This is a genomic window from Bacillus cereus group sp. N12 (assembly GCF_016483575.1).
Lineage (GTDB): Bacteria > Bacillota > Bacilli > Bacillales > Bacillaceae_G > Bacillus_A > Bacillus_A toyonensis.
On sequence record NZ_JAEHBO010000004.1, the window covers coordinates 46,035 to 65,749 of the forward strand.

Sequence of the window (19,715 nt, forward strand, 5' to 3'; positions counted from 1 at the left end):
CACCTTTCCTTTTCTTCCCGAAAAAAATGTGAGCAGTTACGCTCACATTTGTTGTTCTTCTTCATAATCACACGAAATACATTGTACTTGCACGCCTTTTTTCAACTTCTTCTCTACAAGCATCCCTTCACACTTCGGACATTTACGGCCAATCGGCTTATCCCAAGATACAAAGTCGCATTCTGGATACGTACCGCATCCGTAGAAAAGACGTTTCTTTTTGTTACTACGACGTTCAATAATTTGTCCTTCTTCACACTTCGGACAAATTACACCGATTTCTTTCACAATCGGTTTTGTATTACGACAATCAGGGAAATTCGAGCAAGCCATAAACTTCCCATATTTGCCCATTTTAAAGACCATTGGATGACCACATAATTCACAGTCTTCCCCAGCTGGTTCATCTTTAATTTCCACTTCACGCATTTCTTTTTCCGCTTTTTCTAAGCGCGGTTCAAATCCTACGTAGAAATCATCAACAATTTTCACCCAATTCGCATTTCCTTCTTCCACTTCATCAAGGCTTTGCTCCATGTTAGCTGTGAATTCAATGTTAATAATTTCTGGGAAAAACTCTAAAATAAGTTCGATTACTATTCCACCCAATTCAGTTGGAACGAAACGTTTATTATCTAAAGCAACATAACCGCGTTTTTGAATTGTTTCAAGTGTCGGCACATAAGTGGATGGTCTTCCAATCCCAAGTTCTTCAAGTGTTCTTACTAAACGAGCCTCTGTATAACGTGGCGGTGGCTGGGTATAGTGTTGTTTCGGCTCTATATCTTTTGAAAATACCGTTTCTCCCACTTCTAACGGTGGCAACATCTTATCCTTTTCTTCCGCACCATCATCTTTTGACTCAACATACACTTTCATAAACCCCGGGAACTTTACAACCGAGCCACTTGCACGGAACTGAACATTGTTATTAATGAGTTTCGCTGTAACAGTATCCATTATAGCAGACGCCATTTGACTTGCAACAAATCGCTCCCAAATCAATTTATACAACCGAAGTTGGTCACGACCTAAGAAACTTTTTAGTTCCTCTGGCTTTCTCATTACCGAAGTAGGACGAATTGCCTCATGCGCATCTTGTGCATTTGATTTTTTCGTTTCTTTCTTCTTCTCTGTTCCTATGTATTCCGCACCATACGCCTCAGTAATGTAAGTACGAGCCTCTGTTTGAGCTGTTTCTGAGATACGCGTTGAGTCAGTTCTCATATACGTTATAAGACCCACAGTCCCTTGTTTCCCAAGATCTATCCCTTCATACAGTTGCTGTGCAAGCATCATTGTTTTCTTTGCTCGCATATTTAACTTACGTGCTGCTTCTTGTTGCAAGGAAGATGTTGTAAACGGTAAAGCAGGATTACGTTTTCGCTCTTTTCTCGTTACATTTTCAACTGAAAACGCATTATCTTTCATCTGTTCAATTATTTCATTCACTTGCGTTTCATTCGTTAATTGAACCTTTTCACCATCTACACCGTAAAAGCTTGCTTCAAATGTATCTTTCCCTTTTACAAACTCTGTTTTAATTGTCCAGAATTCTTCAGGCTCAAAGTTTTGAATCTCCCTTTCACGTTCGATAATTAAACGAACTGCTACAGATTGTACACGACCTGCACTTAATCCTTTTTTTACTTTCTTCCATAATAAAGGACTAATATTGTAACCAACTAGACGATCAAGTATACGTCTTGCTTGTTGTGCATCTACTAAATCCATATTAATTGCACGAGGATGTTTAAATGATTCTTTTATTGCATCTTTTGTAATTTCATTGAAGACAACTCGACAATCTGATTCAACATCCACATTTAACGTATTCGCTAAATGCCAAGCAATTGCTTCTCCTTCACGGTCTGGATCGGCCGCGAGATAGACTTTCTTTGCTTTTTTTGCCGCTGATTTTAAATCTTTTAAAACGGGACCTTTACCACGAATGGTAATATACTTCGGGGTGAAGTTGTTCTTTACTTCTATCCCCATTTGGCTTTTAGGTAAATCGCGAACATGTCCCATGGACGCAACGACTTTGTATTTTTTCCCTAAATATTTCTCAATGGTCTTCGCCTTAGAAGGCGACTCCACGATTACGAGGTAATCTGACATGCTAGTGCCTCCTTAAGAGGTGGATTCAAGTCTTCATTAATCTTATTGATTTCTCTTGTTTTTGTCAATCAAGAATGAATATACCATACAGTGCCAATCTACCATTTGTCAATAATTGTTTAATAAAAACATAAAAATATAAGGTTAATTTATTATTTCTTCAAAGATATCCTCTGCATTTCGTACTAGTTTTGCACCTTGTTGAATAAGCTGATTCGTTCCCGATGCACTATCAATAAATATTGGTCCAGGAAGCGCAAATACCTCTCTATTTTGCTCTAATGCAAGGTCTGCCGTAATAAGTGACCCACTTCTTGATTTTGCTTCTACAACTAAAACCCCTTTACTTATCCCGCTAATAATTCGATTTCTTTTTGGAAAATACCATTTTTTCGGTGCATAGTGCGGAGGATACTCTGTTAATAGCAATATATATTCCTCCCACTTTTCATATAAACGTCTATTCTCTTTCGGATACATATAAGATAATCCGTGTCCCAATATCGCAATAGTCGGACGATGTTTCTTTACTGTAACTTCATGAGATATTGTATCTATCCCTTTTGCAAATCCGCTCACAATAAGCCATTCTCTTTCTAATAAAGGATGTAAAATAAACTCCATACTCTCATGACTGTATAACGACGGTTCTCTCGTTCCAACAACCGCTAATTTATTTACTTTATTTAGAAAATTCTTCTCTCCTTTTCCATATAAAACAAAAGGAGGGTCTTGTATTTCACGTAATAATTGCGGGTAATTTTCATCCCATATAGTCACATAAAAGATTTGATTTCTCTCTAAATAAGATATATATTGCAAAAGGTTTGAATTTTGGAGGAAATGTACTAGTTCTGCAGATTTTTTCGGGGATATTCCAGTGTAGTTTTCTATTTGTTTTTGGTTAAAATTGTATATTACCTTCAATTCTGGATCGACATATAGCAGCCTCTCCATCGCCTTCCAATGATCCGCTAACACGTAATGCAGATGTAATAATCGCTCTCTTTTCATCCTAATTCTCCTTACCCATAATTTTTATTATGTAAACAGAAAAATTGTAAAAAGACACCCTCAAATAAGAAGGTGCCTTTCAAAAAGATTAATAGTTTTTACAAGTTTCAAATAATCCCTTTTCTTTTAAAACAGAGATTAACGTTTCACCCATAACAGCTGGTGTTTCAGCCACTTTAATACCACAAGCTTCCATTGTTTTAATCTTTTCAGCAGCAGTTCCTTTGCCGCCAGAAATGATTGCCCCCGCATGACCCATACGTTTGCCTTCAGGCGCTGTTTGGCCACCAATGAAGCCTACAACTGGTTTTGTCATATTAGCTTTTACCCATTCAGCTGCTTCTTCTTCTGCTGTACCTCCGATTTCACCAATCATAATTACAGCATGTGTTTCTTCATCTTCATTAAATGCTTTTAACGCATCAATAAAGTCTGTACCGTTAACAGGGTCCCCACCGATACCTACAGCAGTAGATTGGCCAATACCTTCTTGTGTTAACTGGTGTACAGCTTCATATGTTAATGTACCAGAACGAGATACGATACCTACATGACCTTTTTTGTGAATGTATCCTGGCATAATACCGATTTTACATTCATCAGGTGTAATGACACCTGGGCAGTTTGGTCCAAGTAAACGTGTATGTTTACCAGCCATATATCTCTTTACGTTAACCATATCTAATACAGGAATTCCTTCAGTAATACATACTACTAAATCAATCTTCGCATCAACTGCTTCCATAATTGCATCAGCAGCAAAAGCGGGTGGAACGTATACAACTGAAGCGTTTGCGCCTGTTGCTTTCACAGCATCTTCTACTGTATCAAATACTGGTACACCTTCAATATCAGTGCCGCCTTTACCAGGTGTTACACCACCGACAATTTTCGTACCGTATTCAATCATTTGTTTTGTATGGAATAATCCTTGAGAACCAGTAATACCTTGAACAATAACTTTTGTATCTTTATTAACTAATACGCTCATTTTTCTCCCCCGCTTTCTATTAGCCCACTAGTGAAACAATTTTCTGTGCACCGTCTGCCATAGATTCTGCTGCAACAATATTTAAGCCAGACTCATTTAAAATTTTCTTACCTAATTCTACGTTTGTACCTTCAAGACGTACAACTAAAGGTAATTCAAGACCTACTTGCTTCGTTGCTTCAATAACACCTTCTGCGATAACATCACACTTCATAATGCCACCAAAAATGTTAACGAAGATACCTTTTACATTTTTGTCAGAAAGGATAATTTTGAATGCTTCTGTTACTTTTTCAGCCGTTGCACCGCCACCAACATCTAAGAAGTTAGCTGGGTCACCATGGTAATGTTTAATGATATCCATTGTAGCCATCGCTAAACCTGCACCATTTACCATACAACCGATATTTCCATCTAAAGGAATGTAGTTTAAGTCATATTTAGATGCTTCAACTTCTTTTGAATCTTCTTCATCAAGATCACGCAGCTCTAAAATGTCTTTATGACGATATAATGCATTAGAATCAAAGTTTAATTTTGCATCTAACGCCATTACTTTACCGTCACCTGTTGTAACAAGTGGATTAATTTCAGCGATAGAGCAATCTTTTTCAATAAACGCACGATATAAGCCCATCATAAACTTCACAGCTTGTCCTACAAGCTCTTTTGGAATATTGATGTTAAATGCGATTCGACGCGCTTGGAAACCTTGTAAACCTACTGCTGGATCAATATATTCTTTAAAGATTTTTTCAGGTGTTTTTTCTGCTACTTCTTCAATTTCTGTTCCACCTTCTTCAGATGCCATTAAAACAACTTGAGAAGTTGCACGATCTAACACTAGACCTACATAATATTCTTTCTTAATATCGCAACCTTCTTCGATAAGTAAGCGTTTTACTTCCTTACCTTCAGGACCTGTTTGATGCGTTACAAGTGTAGTTCCTAAAATGCTTTCTGCATATGTACGAACTTCTTCTAAATTTTTCGCAACTTTTACACCGCCAGCTTTGCCGCGTCCACCAGCGTGAATTTGCGCTTTAACTACACATACATCCGTTCCTAATTCTTTCGCTGCTTCTACAGCTTCTTCTACTGTAAATGCAACTTTCCCGTTCGGAACGCTAACCCCATAGCTTTTAAGGACTGCCTTACCTTGGTACTCATGGATATTCATGGTCCCATCCTCCCCTGTTTTCCTGTTTTACTCGAAAAGTTTTTTAATGTTTAAAAAACATTACATTGCCATTGTATAAGATGATTGGCACGCTGTCTACAATAAAGTGTCAGAAAACTGAAATCGCTTTATTCTTTTTCGAAAATAATAATGTTCATATACCAAAATAAAAAAATAAGCTGTATATTCACAGCTTATTTTTGAATCATATCTTTAATTGGCGCAAATGATTTCCGGTGTTCCTCTAATACTCCATGCGCTTCAATCGCTTCTAAATGCTGTTTCGTTCCATACCCCATATGTTGTCCAAATCCATATGCAGGATACTTTTCCCCAAGCTCTTTCATCATACGATCTCTCGTCACCTTCGCAATAATAGATGCAGCTGAAATAGAAACACTTTTCGCATCACCTTTAATAATGGATGTTTGTGGAATTGATGTAGGAAGCTTCATCGCATCAATTAATAAATATTGTGGTGTACAAGATAAATTCGCAACAGCATCTAACATCGCTTGTTTCGTCGCTTGATAAATATTTATCTCATCTATGACTTGCGGTGATACAATTCCAACTCCAATCGCAATTGCTTGTGCTTTTATTTCATCATAAAAACGCTCTCGCTTCGCTTCACTCAGCTTTTTTGAGTCATCTAACCCTGGAATATAAAAATTATCTGGAAGAACGACAGCTGCCGTCACAACGGGCCCAGCTAATGGTCCACGCCCTACTTCATCAATGCCAGCAATATATGTGATTCCTTTTTCACGTAACGCATTTTCATACTTAGACATTTCTAGAAATTTTTCTTTTTCCTTTTGTGCTAACTCTTTTTGTTTGTACCACTTCAAAATAAGTTTTTGAATGCCCTTTCGTTCATCTTTCATTAACATTTGAAAGCGATCATCTTCTTCACTCATAATTTCTTGCAGTAAATTCTCCGCTTCTTGTATTGTCATTTTTTGCATATAAGTACACTCCTTTATAAACGTATACAAAAAGAAAAGACGCACAAACGCACGTCTTATACTTCTTCTATTTTCTCTACCTCTTCTACTTGCTCCACAAACTCTTCTGGTGTTTCAAACGTCATTTTACCAAGTTTTCCACCGCGAAGTTCACGAAGTACCAGTTCAGATGTTTTATCATAATCAATCATTCCGCCGCCCATTAAACAGCCTCTGTATTTTCCAATTGCATCAAATAACTCTACAATATCTTCTGGAATTTCATCTAAATTATATCGCTCTTTTAAACGTTCTGGATAGTGTTTCTCCATAAAACGTAATGCATAAACAGCTACATCTTGTAAATTTAAAATTGAATCTTTAATTGCACCCGTTGTCGCTAAACGAAGACCCACTAATTGATCTTCAAATTTAGGCCACAGAATACCTGGTGTATCTAACAGTTCCATTTCTTTCCCAACTTTAATCCATTGTTGAGCTGTTGTCACACCTGGACGATCTCCTGTTTTAGCAATGTTTTTCTTCGCCAATTTATTAATTAACGTAGATTTACCAACATTCGGTATACCGACAATTAAAGCACGAATTGCTCTCGGTCTAATCCCTTTCGCAACCATCTTATCAAACTTCTCTTTAACAAGCACTTTACAAGCCGCAGTAATTTCCTTCATACCTTGTCCAGCTTGCGCATTAATTGAAATTGCCATATGCCCTTTTTCTTTAAAATATGCAATCCATTCTTTCGTTAGACGATCATCTGCCATATCCGCTTTATTTAAAACAACAAGCCTTGGCTTATGTGTAATAATCTCATCAATCATCGGGTTTCTAGATGATAATGGTAATCGAGCATCTACAAGTTCAATTACAACATCAATTAATTTTAATTTTTCTGTTACTTGGCGTCTAGCCTTAGCCATATGCCCTGGAAACCATTGAATTACCATGTTGCCACCTTCTTTTTCATTTATTTCACAATACGTGCATCTTTTAACGGCCAATATAGCATATTGGCTTTACCAAGTACTTGATCCATTGAAATCGTACCAATCGAACGGCTATCTTTACTAAAACGACGATTATCCCCTAAAACAAATAATTGATCTTTTGGAACAGTTTTCTTTCCCGTCATTTCTTCAAGAGTAAAATCATATGTAAGCGGTCCATCAGCAAGCTGTTTTTTCTGCTTATCTAAATACGGCTCCTCATAAACCTTTCCGTTAACATATAGTTTGTCATTCCGATACTCTATTTCATCGCCTGGCAGGCCAATAATACGCTTTATATAATCTTTATCTTCCGTTGCACGGAATACGATAATATCGAAGCGTTTTGGGTCTCCTATGTGATAACCAATTTTATTTACAATCATTCGATCTCGATCATGTAAAGTTGGCGCCATTGATACCCCATCTACGAGAATTGGTGCAAAGAAAAACTGTCTAATAACACCAGCTAATACAACAGCAATCAAAATTGCTTTGATCCATTCCCAAAGTGAACTCGTCTCTTTTTTCATGTATTTCCCCTCCACGGTTATGTAAGCTGCTCGTATTATACCAAAATTTTATATAGATTGGAAAAAGGGAGCTTGCGCATTTACAAGCTCCCATACATGTCTTATCGAATTTCTTTAATACGTGCTTTTTTACCGCGAAGGTTACGTAAGTAGTATAACTTAGCACGACGTACTTTACCACGGCGAAGTACTTCGATGTTCGCGATTCTTGGCGTGTGAACTGGGAATGTACGCTCAACACCTACACCGTAAGAAATCTTACGAACTGTGAATGTTTCACTGATTCCGCCACCACGACGTTTGATTACAACACCTTCGAAAAGCTGAATTCTTTCACGAGTTCCCTCAACTACTTTTACGTGTACACGTAAAGTGTCTCCAGGACGGAATGAAGGAAGGTCAGTTTTTAATTGGCCTTTTGTAATTTCTGCGATTAATTGTTGCATATTAAATTCTCTCCTTTAAACAGATGCTCTTATAAAGTCTTATTAAATTACAGCGGAACATCGTTAATACGGCTACTGATTTCAGTAGCACAAATGTTATAATAGCATATTGCTAGGACTGTTGCAATAGAAAATATATGAAGCCCTTATTGTTCTTCTTTAATCTGTTCCAACCATTTCTTTTCTTGCTTAGATAATTCTCTTTCTTCCAATAAATCCGGTCTACGTGTGTACGTACGACGCAAAGATTCTTTATGGCGCCATTCATCAATATTTTTATGATTTCCTGACATTAAAACATCTGGTACCTTCATACCACGAAAATCAGCAGGACGTGTATAATGTGGATGTTCCAATAACCCTGTACTAAACGAATCTTCCACTTGTGAAGCATGATTTCCTAGTACTCCTGGCAGGAGACGTACTACACTATCAGTAATAACCATAGAGGCTAATTCTCCACCTGTTAATACGTAGTCACCAATAGAAATCTCATCAGTTACGAGATGCTCACGAATCCGTTCATCATACCCTTCATAATGCCCACATACAAAGATTAAATGTTCTTCCTCTGCAAGCTCTTCCGCTTTCTTCTGAGTAAATCTTTCCCCTTGCGGACACATTAAGACAACTCTCGGCTTACGCTCTGTTTCTTTCGTTAAATCTTCCACCGCATCAAAAATAGGCTGAGGAGTAAGCACCATACCAGCACCTCCGCCGTAAGGATAATCGTCTACACTATTATGCTTACTCGTTGTATAATCACGAAAGTTAACAACACGAAGGCTTACCGCTTCTTTTTCTTGCGCCTTCTTTAAGATGGAAGACCCAAATACACCGGTAAACATGTCTGGAAACAACGTTAAAATATCAATTTTCATTATAGTAGCCCTTCCATTACATGAATGGTTACTAATTTATTTTCAATATTAACTTGAAGTACAACATCATCAATGTAAGGAATTAAAAGATCTTGGCCCTTTGGACGTTTAATTACCCAAACATCATTTGCACCAGGAGATAGAATCTCTTTAATCGTTCCTAACGCTTCTCCTTCTTCCGTAACAACACTGCAACCAATAATTTCATGATAGTAGTATTCACCTTCAGCAAGTTCGCCTAACTGCTCTTCTGGTACTTTTATTAAAGAACCTTTAAACTTTTCTGCTTCATCTACATTGTTGTATCCTTCAAATGTTAATAAATCAAATGTCTTATGTTGACGATGAGAAGTTACCTTCACCGGAAGGAAGTCTGTACTTTTCTCATTCGATATGTATAGAGTGTTTCCTACTTTATATCGCTCTTCCGGAAAATCAGTACGAGAAATAACACGAATTTCTCCTCTTACGCCATGAGTATTTACAATTTTCCCTACATTAAACCATTTTGTCATAAATAGTATGTCACCCCTGGTTTCTATATAAATTAAGCATCTCCATTTCACATATGGAACATGCAACTTCTCTTTAAATGTTAAAAAAGGGAGAGGATGTAACTCCTCGCCCTTTTTACGTTTATTGAATTTCCAGTGTTACTTTTTCATCATTATGATGTCCCACTGAATACAAGAGCATTCGAATCGCTTTCGCAACTCTCCCTTGCTTACCAATGACTTTTCCAACATCCTCAGGATGTACAGTTAATCGATACTTTATCTCTCCGTTGTAAAGTTCCTGTGTAACTTTTACATCTTCAGGATGATCGACAAGAGGCTTGACAATCGTCTCGACTAACTTCTTCATTGTCATTGCCTCAATTACTTACCTTGTTTAGATAAGTGGAATTTCTCCATGATACCTTGGTTAGAGAATAAGTTACGAACTGTATCAGATGGTTTAGCACCGTTTCCTAACCATTTTAATGCTGCTTCTTCGTTGATCTTAACTTCAGCTGGTTGAGCAACCGGATTATAAGTACCGATTTCCTCAATGAAACGTCCGTCACGAGGAGAACGAGAATCTGCAACAACTACACGATAGAAAGGAGTTTTTTTAGCTCCCATACGTTTTAAACGAATTTTAACTGCCATTTTATAAAGCACCTCCGAATTTATTTCACACAGATAATTATATTAGCAAAAAGACTATTGCTTTGTAAAGTATTTTTTCTTAACAGAGCCATCTTTTTTTCTTACATGAATGGAAACTTCATTCCACCTAGTCCTTTTTTCTTACCTTTTTGCATTCCAGTCATCGTTTTCATCATTTTCTTCATATCATCGAATTGCTTGATTAGACGATTGATTTCTTGTACGGTTGTACCGCTACCTTTGGCAATGCGTTTTTTTCGACTAGCGTTAATTATTTCCGGTTGTTCACGTTCTAATTTAGTCATAGAACGAATAATTGCCTCAATATGCCCAATTTGCTTTTCATCAACTTGCGCATTTTTCAGCCCTTTAATTTTATTTGCACCAGGAAGCATCCCTAACAATTCGTCAAGTGGTCCAAGTTGACGCACTTGTCCAAGTTGTTCTAGGAAATCGTCAAGTGTAAACGAAAGCGTACGCATTTTTTGCTCAAGTTCTTTTGCTTTCTCTTCATCAACTGTAGCTTGCGCTTTTTCAATTAATGTTAAGACGTCGCCCATCCCTAAAATGCGGGATGCCATACGTTCTGGATGGAACGCTTCAATCGCATCTAGTTTTTCACCCATACCAGCAAATTTAATTGGTGTATTTGTTACAGCCTTAATAGATAATGCCGCACCACCGCGCGTATCACCATCTAGTTTCGTTAATACAACACCCGTTAACCCTAACTGATCATGGAAACTTTGTGCAACATTTACCGCGTCTTGTCCTGTCATCGCATCGACAACAAGGAAAATTTCATCCGGATTCGCAACTTCTTTCACTTTCGCTAATTCATCCATTAGTTCTTCATCAATATGCAGGCGACCTGCTGTATCGATTAAAACATAATCGTGATGATCTTCTTTTGCCTTTGCAATCGCTTGTTTCGCAATTTCAACAGGACTTACTTGATCTCCTAAAGAGAAAACAGGCATGTCCAATTGCTTCCCTAATGTTTCAAGCTGTTTAATCGCTGCTGGACGGTAAATATCCGCTGCAACAAGCATCGGTTTACGATTATGCTTTTTACGAAGCAAATTCGCAAGCTTACCTGTTGTCGTCGTTTTACCCGCACCTTGCAGACCAACCATCATTATAACAGTCGGTGGCTTATTAGCAACAGCAATTTTGCTTTGCTCTCCGCCCATAAGTTCTGTAAGTTCTTCCTGTACAACTTTAATTACTTGTTGTCCAGGTGTCAAACTTTTCATTACATCTTGTCCGACAGCACGCTCAGACACACGCTTTACAAAATCTTTCACTACTTTAAAGTTAACATCCGCTTCTAAAAGAGCTAGACGAACTTCTCTCATCATTTCTTTCACATCGGCTTCAGAAACTTTTCCTTTGCCGCGGATTTTTTGCATTGTCTGTTGAAGTCGGTCGGCTAATCCTTCAAATGCCATATTGCCGCCCTCCTAATCTAATTTTTCGATAGCTTCAACAACTTGTTTCATTTCTTCATTCACATGCTCTTCTTCGCTGATTAGCTGTTTTAGCTTTGCAACAAGTCGCTGTCGCTCTTGAAACTTTTGAAGTAATACTAATTTATCTTCATATTCTTCAAGCATCGCTTCAGTCCGTTTAATGTTATCATACACGGCTTGGCGACTTACATCAAATTCTTCCGCAATTTCACCAAGAGATAAATCATCTAGATAATAAAGCGACATATAACTTCTTTGTTTTTGCGTTAACAACGATTGATAAAAATCAAATAAATAGTTCATTCTCGTTGTTTTCTCGAGCATGTTGGATCATCCTTTGTTAAGTGATTTCCCTTTACATCAATTAGTTTACATGGAGTATAAAAGAGTGTCAAGTTTTTTTCTTAACATCACTTATTTTTTATAGAAAAAGAAGCGGTAATACCGCTTCTTTCATTTATACTTCTTCTGTTTCTACTAAATTTGCAAATAGACCATACACATATTGTTCTGGATCAAACTGCTGCAGATCATCCATTTGCTCTCCTAAGCCAACAAATTTCACCGGTACATCCATTTCGTTACGAATTGCTAATACGATACCACCTTTAGCAGTTCCATCTAACTTCGTTAAAACAATACCAGTAACATTCGTTGCTTCACGGAATGTTTTCGCTTGACTTAAACCGTTTTGACCTGTTGTTGCATCAATAACTAGTAACACTTCATGAGGAGCTCCTGGTACTTCACGCTCAATTACACGCTTCACTTTCTCTAACTCTTTCATTAAGTTCACCTTATTTTGCAAACGTCCTGCTGTATCACATAGTAATACATCTACTTTACGCGCTTTTGCAGCTTGTACAGCGTCATACATTACCGCTGCAGGGTCAGAACCAGACCCTTGTTTAATGACTTCTACACCAACGCGATCGCCCCATACTTCTAATTGTTCAATCGCGCCAGCACGGAACGTATCTCCTGCTGCCAATAGGACTGACTTACCTTCTGATTTAAATCTATGTGCCAGTTTACCAATTGTCGTCGTTTTCCCTACACCGTTAACACCTACAAATAAAACAACTGTTAATTGATCTTCTTGCATATTGATTTCATTACTAAAGTCGCTGTCACCTTTATAAATGCCAACTAACTTTTCCGAAATAACAGCTTGTACTTCTTTTGGGTCCTGAATATTTCGGCGCTGCACTTCTTCTTTCAACTGATCAATTAATTCCATTACAGTCGAAACCCCTACGTCTGCGCCGATTAAAATCTCTTCTAACTCTTCAAAGAAATCTTCATCTACTTTACGGTAACGATAGACTAAATCATTTACTTTATCCGCAAATGAATTTCTCGTTTTTTCCAATCCGTGTTTAAATTTCTCTGTTACTGTATCCGTTTGTTTTGAAATTTTTTCTTTAAGTTTTTTAAAAAAGCTCATGCTTCCCATCCTTCCTATTTACTCGCCACAAGTTCTTCCCCGTCATCTAAACGAACAGAAACAAGCTTAGATACACCTGATTCTCGCATCGTTACACCATACAATACATCAGACTCTTCCATTGTACCTTTCCTGTGTGTAATTACAATAAACTGCGTCTCATCACTAAATTTCTTTAAATATTGCGCAAAACGAGCAACATTCGCTTCGTCTAGAGCCGCTTCTACTTCGTCTAGTACACAGAATGGTACTGGGCGTACTTTTAAAATACCAAATAAAAGCGCTATTGCCGTTAAAGCACGTTCTCCACCTGACAGTAAACCTAAGTTCTGCAATTTCTTTCCTGGTGGTTGTGCAACAATATCAATACCAGTATTTAATATGTCTTCAGGATCCGTCATTACTAAATCCGCTCTACCGCCTCCGAATAATTCAGTAAATACAGATTGAAACTCCGTTCGAATCCCTTCAAAAGTAGTAGAAAAACGTTTCTTCATTTCTTCATCCATCTCAGTAATAAGTTGGTGCAATGTCGCTTTCGCTTCTTCTAAATCATCTCGTTGCTCTAGTAAGAACGTATGACGTTCCGCTACTCGCTCGTATTCATCAATTGCACCCAAGTTTACTGTACCTAACTCTTCTATGGATAGTTTTATTAATTTCACCTTTTTACGCGCATCTTCTGCAGGCATCGTCATTGTATACTTCAGTTTTGCTGCTTCAAATGAAATCGTATATGTTTCACGTAAATGTTGCAATCTATTTTCCAACTCAACATCAAGTCGGTTAATTTTCACTTCTTGATCTTTCAACAACTCAAGAATATATTTATGTTTGCCTAACGTTTCCTTCACATTGCGTTCTAAATGCTCCACTCTCTCTTGTAATGATATACGTTGTTCACGGCGAGAGCGAATTAATTCTGAAGTTTGATTACGATCATATGCTTTTTTCTCAATCATATTCGTAATTTGTTCTTCACCACTTGAATTAGATGTCATTTCTTGCTTTAAGAATGCTAAATCTTCTTTTGTTTTTACAAGTGTTGTATCAGTTTCTTCTTTTTCCTTCGTTAATCGTTCAACTTTTTCTTTTTGATTAGACAAACGTTGTTGTTGTTCAGCCGCTTGTACTTTCAGCTCAGTCATTTCCTTCTGAACTTTTTCTTTTGAAGAATGTTGCTCACTTTTTTGTTTCGTTAACGCGACGATTTTGCTATCTAATTCCGAAATCTCTGCTTGAAGAGTTGCTAAAATCTTTTCTAACTCTCCTTTACGTCCTTGCATTTTCACTTGATCTTGTAAAAATCCTTCTATCTCTAAGTCGTATATAGATAAGCGATCATTAATTCGATGTTCTTCTAATTCTAATTGATTAATTTCTTCTCTTAATTTTTGTTCATCTGCACGCTCAGTTTCTACACCTTGGCGTAGTTCGCGTATTTGTACTTCTTTTTCTTGAATCTCTTGCTTTACTGCTTTAACAAAGTTTTCTAGCTTCGTTGTTTTTTCTTCCATATCAGTGAGCTTTTTAGTCCATTCTTCAAGTTCACGCTGACGTCCTAATAAAGAAGATTTCGCCTGTTTTACAGCTCCACCAGTCATTGAACCCCCAGGATTCACTACGTCACCTTCAAGTGTTACAATACGATAGCGATATTGTAATTGTTTCGCTAATTCATTTGCACCGCGTAAATCTTTCGCAACAACAACTGTACCTAATAGGCTCGAAACGACATTCTCGTATTTATTATTGTACTGCACAAGTTCTGCCGCTACTCCTACAAACGATGGATGTTGATTCACAACACGTAACTGTTCAAATGATAACGATCTACTTTTAATAACAGCTTGCGGTAAAAACGTTGCACGTCCATGTTTATTCTGCTTTAAAAATGCAATTGCATTACGAGCATGTTCCTCTGTTTGTACAACGATATGCTGCATTGCTGCACCTAGAGCAATTTCCATTGCAACTTCATATTCTTTCGGTACCGTTAACAGTTCCGCAACAGCACCCTCGATACCTCGCAACCTATTTTCTCTAGCTTTCAATACTTCACGTACACCTTGGTAGAAACCAGAATAGTCCTCTTGCATCTCTTCTAGCATTTCTTTTCGTGAGCGCGCCTGTTGTACGAATTGATATGCTTGATACAGTTTTGTTTCATTTTCACTATACTGCGCCTTACATTTCCCAAGCGCCGCTTCTGTTTTCTGTATGTTCGAAATGATACCAGCTATTTTTTCTTTCACTTGTTCATAACTTTCAACAAGTTTCGTCTTTTTCGCTGTGATTTCCATACGCATTTCTACATATTTCGCATTCTCTTCATCAAGACGTTCATTTTTAGAGTTTTGCTGTTTAGACTGTTCTTCAATCATAGATAATTCATTACGCTGACTAGCTTGTTGATTTAAAAGTTCAATATAATCCCCTTTTAAATTCTCAATCTGTTCCTCTAAATTATCCGCAAAAGTTGCAAGCAGTTGTTCATTATCAAGCAAATTTCTCTCCAATTCTTTTACTTGATCTACAAATTGCATTAACACTTCTGTACTTGATTCAATTTCACCATCATAACTTTTAGCTTTTTCTGTCAATTCAACAATTAACTGTTCAAGTTGTGCACAATGCGTCGTAGCATTTTGCTTCCTCTCTTTTAACAGCTCACGTTGTCCTTCTAATTTTTCTAGCTCTTTGCTAGAAAGAAGAAGAACTTCTTGCAAGGAATCTACAGACTCATCTACCGCTTGTAATTGTCCACGTAACTCCTCAAGCTCTTCTTCACTTTTTTGTAAATGCGTTGACATTTTAGCTTCTTCGTTTTTATTATGCCCAAACTGACTTCGAAGCGCTTCCCATTTCTCATGCAATTCTTCAATTTCATGTACAATAAGCGCAGCTTCTACTTTCTCTAACTCTTCTTTTTTCTCGAGATAATCTTTCGCAATAGAAGCTTGTCTCTCTAACGGTTCTACTTGAATACTCAATTCATGAATAATATCTTGTACACGATTTAAATTTTCTTGTGTATCCGCTAATTTCCCTTCAGCTTTCTTTTTGCGAAGTTTGTATTTCAGCACACCTGCCGCTTCTTCAAATACACCGCGACGTTCTTCTGATTTACTACTTAAAATCTCTTCCACTTTCCCCTGACTAATAATTGAAAAGGCTTCTCTTCCCATGCCAGAGTCCATAAATAAATCGATAATGTCTTTCAATCTACAAGATTGTTTATTTATATAAAAGTCACTATCACCTGAACGAGATACACGGCGCGTTACACTCACCTCGTTATATTCAATCGGTAAACGTTGATCTTCATTATTTAAAGTTAATGTTACTTCAGCTACATTAACCGCTCTCCTCGTTTCACTACCAGCAAAAATAACATCCTCCATCTTTGCACCACGTAATGATTTTGCAGATTGTTCACCAAGTACCCAGCGAATTGCATCAGTAATATTACTTTTTCCGCTCCCATTAGGCCCTACTACAGACGTAACACCTGGAACAAAATCGACAGATACACGCTCAGCAAAAGATTTAAATCCTGCTATTTCTAATCTTTTTAAAAACACGAAAGGTCTTCCTCCTATTCTCCGTTGTTATATACGTTGTCTGTACGAAACCAAGCTATAATACGGATTTACTTTCCTTTCATTTATCTACAAAAGAAAAGTTTCATTCTATGCATAAGGAATCCCCCTATTCAAAGGGGGATTCCTTATAGTTGTTCTTTTAATTTTTTCAATGCTTCTGCAGCAGCTTGTTGCTCTGCTTCTTTTTTCGACTTACCACTACCAAGACCTAACGCTACATTATTTAATGTAACACGTGACACAAATTCTCGATTATGGGCTGGTCCTTTTTCTTGCAAAATTTGATACTCAATGTTGCCACTACCATCACGCTGGATCAATTCTTGCAATTGACTCTTATAATCCATCACATGAGAAAAAGCACCTTCATTAATTTTCGGATACACAATTTCTTTTAAGAATCCCCAAACTGTTTCTAGCCCTTGATCAAGATAAAGGGCACCAATAAACGCTTCAAAGACATCCGCTAATAAAGCTGGTCGTTCACGTCCACCTGTCATTTCTTCACCTTTCCCTAATAAAACAAGGCTTCCAAATGACAGCTCATTTGCAAAACGAACAAGAGATGGCTCACATACAATAGCTGCACGTAGTTTTGTTAACTCTCCTTCGCTCATTGTCGGATATTTTTGAAACAGATACTGCGATACAGTAAGTTCCAATACTGCATCTCCAAGAAATTCGAGACGCTCATTGTCTTCATGCGGTTTTTTTCGATGCTCATTCACATACGATGAATGCGTAAATGCTTGAGTCAATAATTTTTCATCTGTAAACGTAATACCTATCTTTTCTTGAAACACTTTAAACGCTTCACGATATTTTGTTTCGTATTTTTTTTCTCTATATTTTCGGTACGGCATAGGTCCCTCCAGATATAAGCCGAGAAAGCCCCGCTAAATAACGGGACTTCACTTAAGCATTATAGATGACTCTCTATGTAAGTCACAGCATCGCCAACAGTAGCAATCTTTTCAGCATCTTCATCAGAAATTTCCATTTCGAATTCATCTTCTAATTGCATTACAAGTTCTACTACATCTAGGGAGTCTGCGCCTAAATCTTCTTTAAAGCTTGCAGCTGGTACTACTTCAGTTTCTTCTACACCTAAACGATCAACGATGATTTTTGTTACACGCTCTAAAACATCTGCCATTCCATTCACCTCCCCTCAAATATTATATTAAATATTGTCCAAAAAAACTAGATGAAATCGATTCTTTTATTACATTACCATTCCGCCATCAACATTTAACGTTTGTCCTGTAACATATTTGCTTTGCTCCGAAGCAAAAAACGTTACAGCATTCGCGATATCTTGCGCTTCACCAAACTGTGCAGCCGGAATAACTTTTAACATTTCACCTTTTATATTTTCATCTAATACGTCCGTCATATCAGTTGCAATAAATCCAGGAGCAATTGCATTAACAGTTATATTTCGACTTGCTAATTCTTTTGCTGATGTTTTTGTTAATCCAATTACACCAGCTTTAGCAGCAACATAATTAGCCTGCCCTGGATTTCCTACAACACCAACAACAGAAGCAATATTTATTATTCTACCATGACGTTGGCGCATCATATAACGAGATACTGCTTTTGTACATAAGAATACACCTTTTAAGTTTGTATTAATAACTGTATCCCATTCTTCTTCTTTCATACGCATTAATAAATTATCTTTTGTTACGCCAGCGTTATTTACAAGAATATTGACTTGTCCAAATGTATCTACTGTTTGTTTCACCATATTTGTAACATCTTCAGCATTTGCAACATCTGCTCTTACCGCAATTGCATCTGAACCTAATTTCTTGATTTCATCTACTACTTCATTCGCCTTTTGTTCATTACCAGCATAATTTACTACTACATTTGCCCCTTGTTTCGCTAAATCGATTGCAATCGCGCGACCAATTCCACGTGAAGCACCAGTTACTAATGCTACTTTCCCTTTTAACATCAGTTTTCTCCTCTCAAATTTGAAATGGTATCTTTTAATGTCGCTTCATCATATATGGCATATGCTTTCACTGATGAATCAATCGACTTCATAAGCCCAGCAAGTACTTTTCCAGGTCCAATTTCAATAAATATATCCACACCTTGTTTCACCATAGTTTCAATAGATGGGTACCATAATACAGGTGAATACAGTTGTTCAATTAGCTTCTCTTGAATATCTGCACCACGTGTAATAACATCTGCTGTAACATTTGCTATAACAGGAATATTCGTATCCTGAATTGTAATTTCATCTAACACACTTTGAAACTTCTCAGCAGCTGGCTTCATAAGAGAGGAATGAAATGGTCCACTTACTTTAAGCGGAATTGCTCTTTTAGCACCATTTTCTTTCGCTCTTTGAGAAGCAAGTTCTACCCCTTGATTTGTTCCAGAAATTACAATTTGCTTCGTACTATTCATGTTTGCAATCTGTACTGCATACCCTTCACTTGTTACTTCTTCTGTAACTCGTTTCAGCATATCTGGATCAGCACCTAAAATAGCTGCCATTGCCCCTTCCCCACCAGGAACGGCTTCTTCCATATATTCGCCACGTTTTCTTACAGCATATACAGCATCTTCAAAAGTTATAGCACCAGCTGCCACAAGAGCGCTATATTCACCTAAACTATGTCCTGCTACAAAATCAGGTGTAATGTCATACTCTTTCAAAGCTGTCAAAATAGCAAAACTCGTTGTTAATAATGCAGGTTGTGCATTTGTCGTTAATGTAAGCTTTTCCTGCGGCCCTTCAAAAATCACCTCTGAAAGTGAATCGTGTAACACCTCATCTGCTTTCGCAAACACTTTCGCAACCTCGTTATTATTCTCCGCTAACTGTCTACCCATTCCAACTGCCTGTGAACCTTGGCCCGGAAAAAGAAATGCTATTTTTCCCATTTCAAATCCT

20 protein-coding genes are annotated in these 19,715 nt (G+C 37.4%); all 20 read right to left on the minus strand.

The window, feature by feature from the left end; genetic code table 11:
• Positions 1-42: 42 nt before the first annotated feature.
• Positions 43-2,121 (minus strand): type I DNA topoisomerase, encoded by a 2,079-nt coding sequence (topA, locus tag JDS92_RS03430; RefSeq protein ID WP_001286961.1) that lies wholly within the window; start codon positions 2,119-2,121, stop codon positions 43-45.
• Between the two features lie 144 nt (positions 2,122-2,265).
• Positions 2,266-3,135: a DNA-processing protein DprA gene (gene dprA, locus JDS92_RS03435; protein WP_097956961.1), complete on the minus strand. Its 870-nt coding sequence runs from the start codon at positions 3,133-3,135 to the stop codon at positions 2,266-2,268.
• A gap of 88 nt (positions 3,136-3,223) precedes the next feature.
• Positions 3,224-4,126 carry a succinate--CoA ligase subunit alpha gene (sucD, locus tag JDS92_RS03440; RefSeq protein ID WP_000115185.1) on the minus strand — a complete coding sequence of 301 codons (903 nt, stop codon included), beginning with the start codon at positions 4,124-4,126 and terminating at the stop codon, positions 3,224-3,226.
• 19 nt (positions 4,127-4,145) lie between these two features.
• The gene (gene sucC / locus JDS92_RS03445; protein WP_001020779.1) at positions 4,146-5,306 is read right to left on the minus strand and encodes an ADP-forming succinate--CoA ligase subunit beta; all 1,161 of its coding nucleotides are present in this window, start codon (positions 5,304-5,306) and stop codon (positions 4,146-4,148) included.
• 194 nt (positions 5,307-5,500) lie between these two features.
• Positions 5,501-6,274: a ribonuclease HII gene (locus tag JDS92_RS03450; protein ID WP_001171133.1), complete on the minus strand. Its 774-nt coding sequence runs from the start codon at positions 6,272-6,274 to the stop codon at positions 5,501-5,503.
• Between the two features lie 56 nt (positions 6,275-6,330).
• Positions 6,331-7,221 (minus strand): ribosome biogenesis GTPase YlqF, encoded by an 891-nt coding sequence (gene ylqF / locus JDS92_RS03455; protein ID WP_000236689.1) that lies wholly within the window; start codon positions 7,219-7,221, stop codon positions 6,331-6,333.
• Positions 7,222-7,241: 20 nt separating this feature from the next.
• Positions 7,242-7,793 carry a signal peptidase I gene (lepB, locus tag JDS92_RS03460; RefSeq protein ID WP_000712442.1) on the minus strand — a complete coding sequence of 184 codons (552 nt, stop codon included), beginning with the start codon at positions 7,791-7,793 and terminating at the stop codon, positions 7,242-7,244.
• Between the two features lie 101 nt (positions 7,794-7,894).
• Positions 7,895-8,239: a 50S ribosomal protein L19 gene (gene rplS, locus JDS92_RS03465; RefSeq protein WP_001186517.1), complete on the minus strand. Its 345-nt coding sequence runs from the start codon at positions 8,237-8,239 to the stop codon at positions 7,895-7,897.
• 146 nt (positions 8,240-8,385) lie between these two features.
• Positions 8,386-9,120 carry a tRNA (guanosine(37)-N1)-methyltransferase TrmD gene (trmD, locus tag JDS92_RS03470; RefSeq protein ID WP_000686907.1) on the minus strand — a complete coding sequence of 245 codons (735 nt, stop codon included), beginning with the start codon at positions 9,118-9,120 and terminating at the stop codon, positions 8,386-8,388.
• A complete protein-coding gene (gene rimM, locus JDS92_RS03475) occupies positions 9,120-9,635 on the minus strand; it encodes a ribosome maturation factor RimM (protein WP_000170280.1) in 516 nt (171 codons plus the stop codon). The genes trmD and rimM overlap by 1 nt, the downstream gene beginning before the upstream one ends.
• Before the next feature lie 121 nt (positions 9,636-9,756).
• Complete coding sequence (locus JDS92_RS03480; RefSeq protein WP_000737399.1) at positions 9,757-9,984, minus strand: KH domain-containing protein; 228 nt, start codon at positions 9,982-9,984, stop codon at positions 9,757-9,759.
• 14 nt (positions 9,985-9,998) lie between these two features.
• Positions 9,999-10,271 (minus strand): 30S ribosomal protein S16, encoded by a 273-nt coding sequence (gene rpsP / locus JDS92_RS03485; RefSeq protein ID WP_000268750.1) that lies wholly within the window; start codon positions 10,269-10,271, stop codon positions 9,999-10,001.
• Positions 10,272-10,372: 101 nt separating this feature from the next.
• Positions 10,373-11,722, minus strand: a complete 1,350-nt coding sequence (ffh, locus tag JDS92_RS03490) for a signal recognition particle protein (protein WP_000863463.1) — start codon at positions 11,720-11,722, stop codon at positions 10,373-10,375.
• Between the two features lie 12 nt (positions 11,723-11,734).
• Complete coding sequence (locus JDS92_RS03495) at positions 11,735-12,067, minus strand: putative DNA-binding protein (protein WP_000891061.1); 333 nt, start codon at positions 12,065-12,067, stop codon at positions 11,735-11,737.
• Between the two features lie 133 nt (positions 12,068-12,200).
• Positions 12,201-13,190: a signal recognition particle-docking protein FtsY gene (gene ftsY / locus JDS92_RS03500; protein ID WP_000007643.1), complete on the minus strand. Its 990-nt coding sequence runs from the start codon at positions 13,188-13,190 to the stop codon at positions 12,201-12,203.
• Between the two features lie 14 nt (positions 13,191-13,204).
• Complete coding sequence (gene smc / locus JDS92_RS03505) at positions 13,205-16,774, minus strand: chromosome segregation protein SMC (RefSeq protein ID WP_199631501.1); 3,570 nt, start codon at positions 16,772-16,774, stop codon at positions 13,205-13,207.
• Positions 16,775-16,920: 146 nt separating this feature from the next.
• Positions 16,921-17,658, minus strand: a complete 738-nt coding sequence (rncS, locus tag JDS92_RS03510) for a ribonuclease III (RefSeq protein WP_001146877.1) — start codon at positions 17,656-17,658, stop codon at positions 16,921-16,923.
• A gap of 59 nt (positions 17,659-17,717) precedes the next feature.
• Positions 17,718-17,951, minus strand: coding sequence for an acyl carrier protein (gene acpP, locus JDS92_RS03515; protein WP_000786062.1), 234 nt, complete (start codon positions 17,949-17,951; stop codon positions 17,718-17,720).
• Between the two features lie 69 nt (positions 17,952-18,020).
• Positions 18,021-18,761, minus strand: coding sequence for a 3-oxoacyl-[acyl-carrier-protein] reductase (fabG, locus tag JDS92_RS03520; RefSeq protein WP_199631503.1), 741 nt, complete (start codon positions 18,759-18,761; stop codon positions 18,021-18,023).
• On the minus strand, positions 18,761-19,705 hold the full coding sequence (gene fabD / locus JDS92_RS03525; RefSeq protein ID WP_061529569.1) for an ACP S-malonyltransferase: 945 nt from the start codon (positions 19,703-19,705) through the stop codon (positions 18,761-18,763). The genes fabG and fabD overlap by 1 nt, the downstream gene beginning before the upstream one ends.
• Positions 19,706-19,715 lie beyond the last annotated feature (10 nt).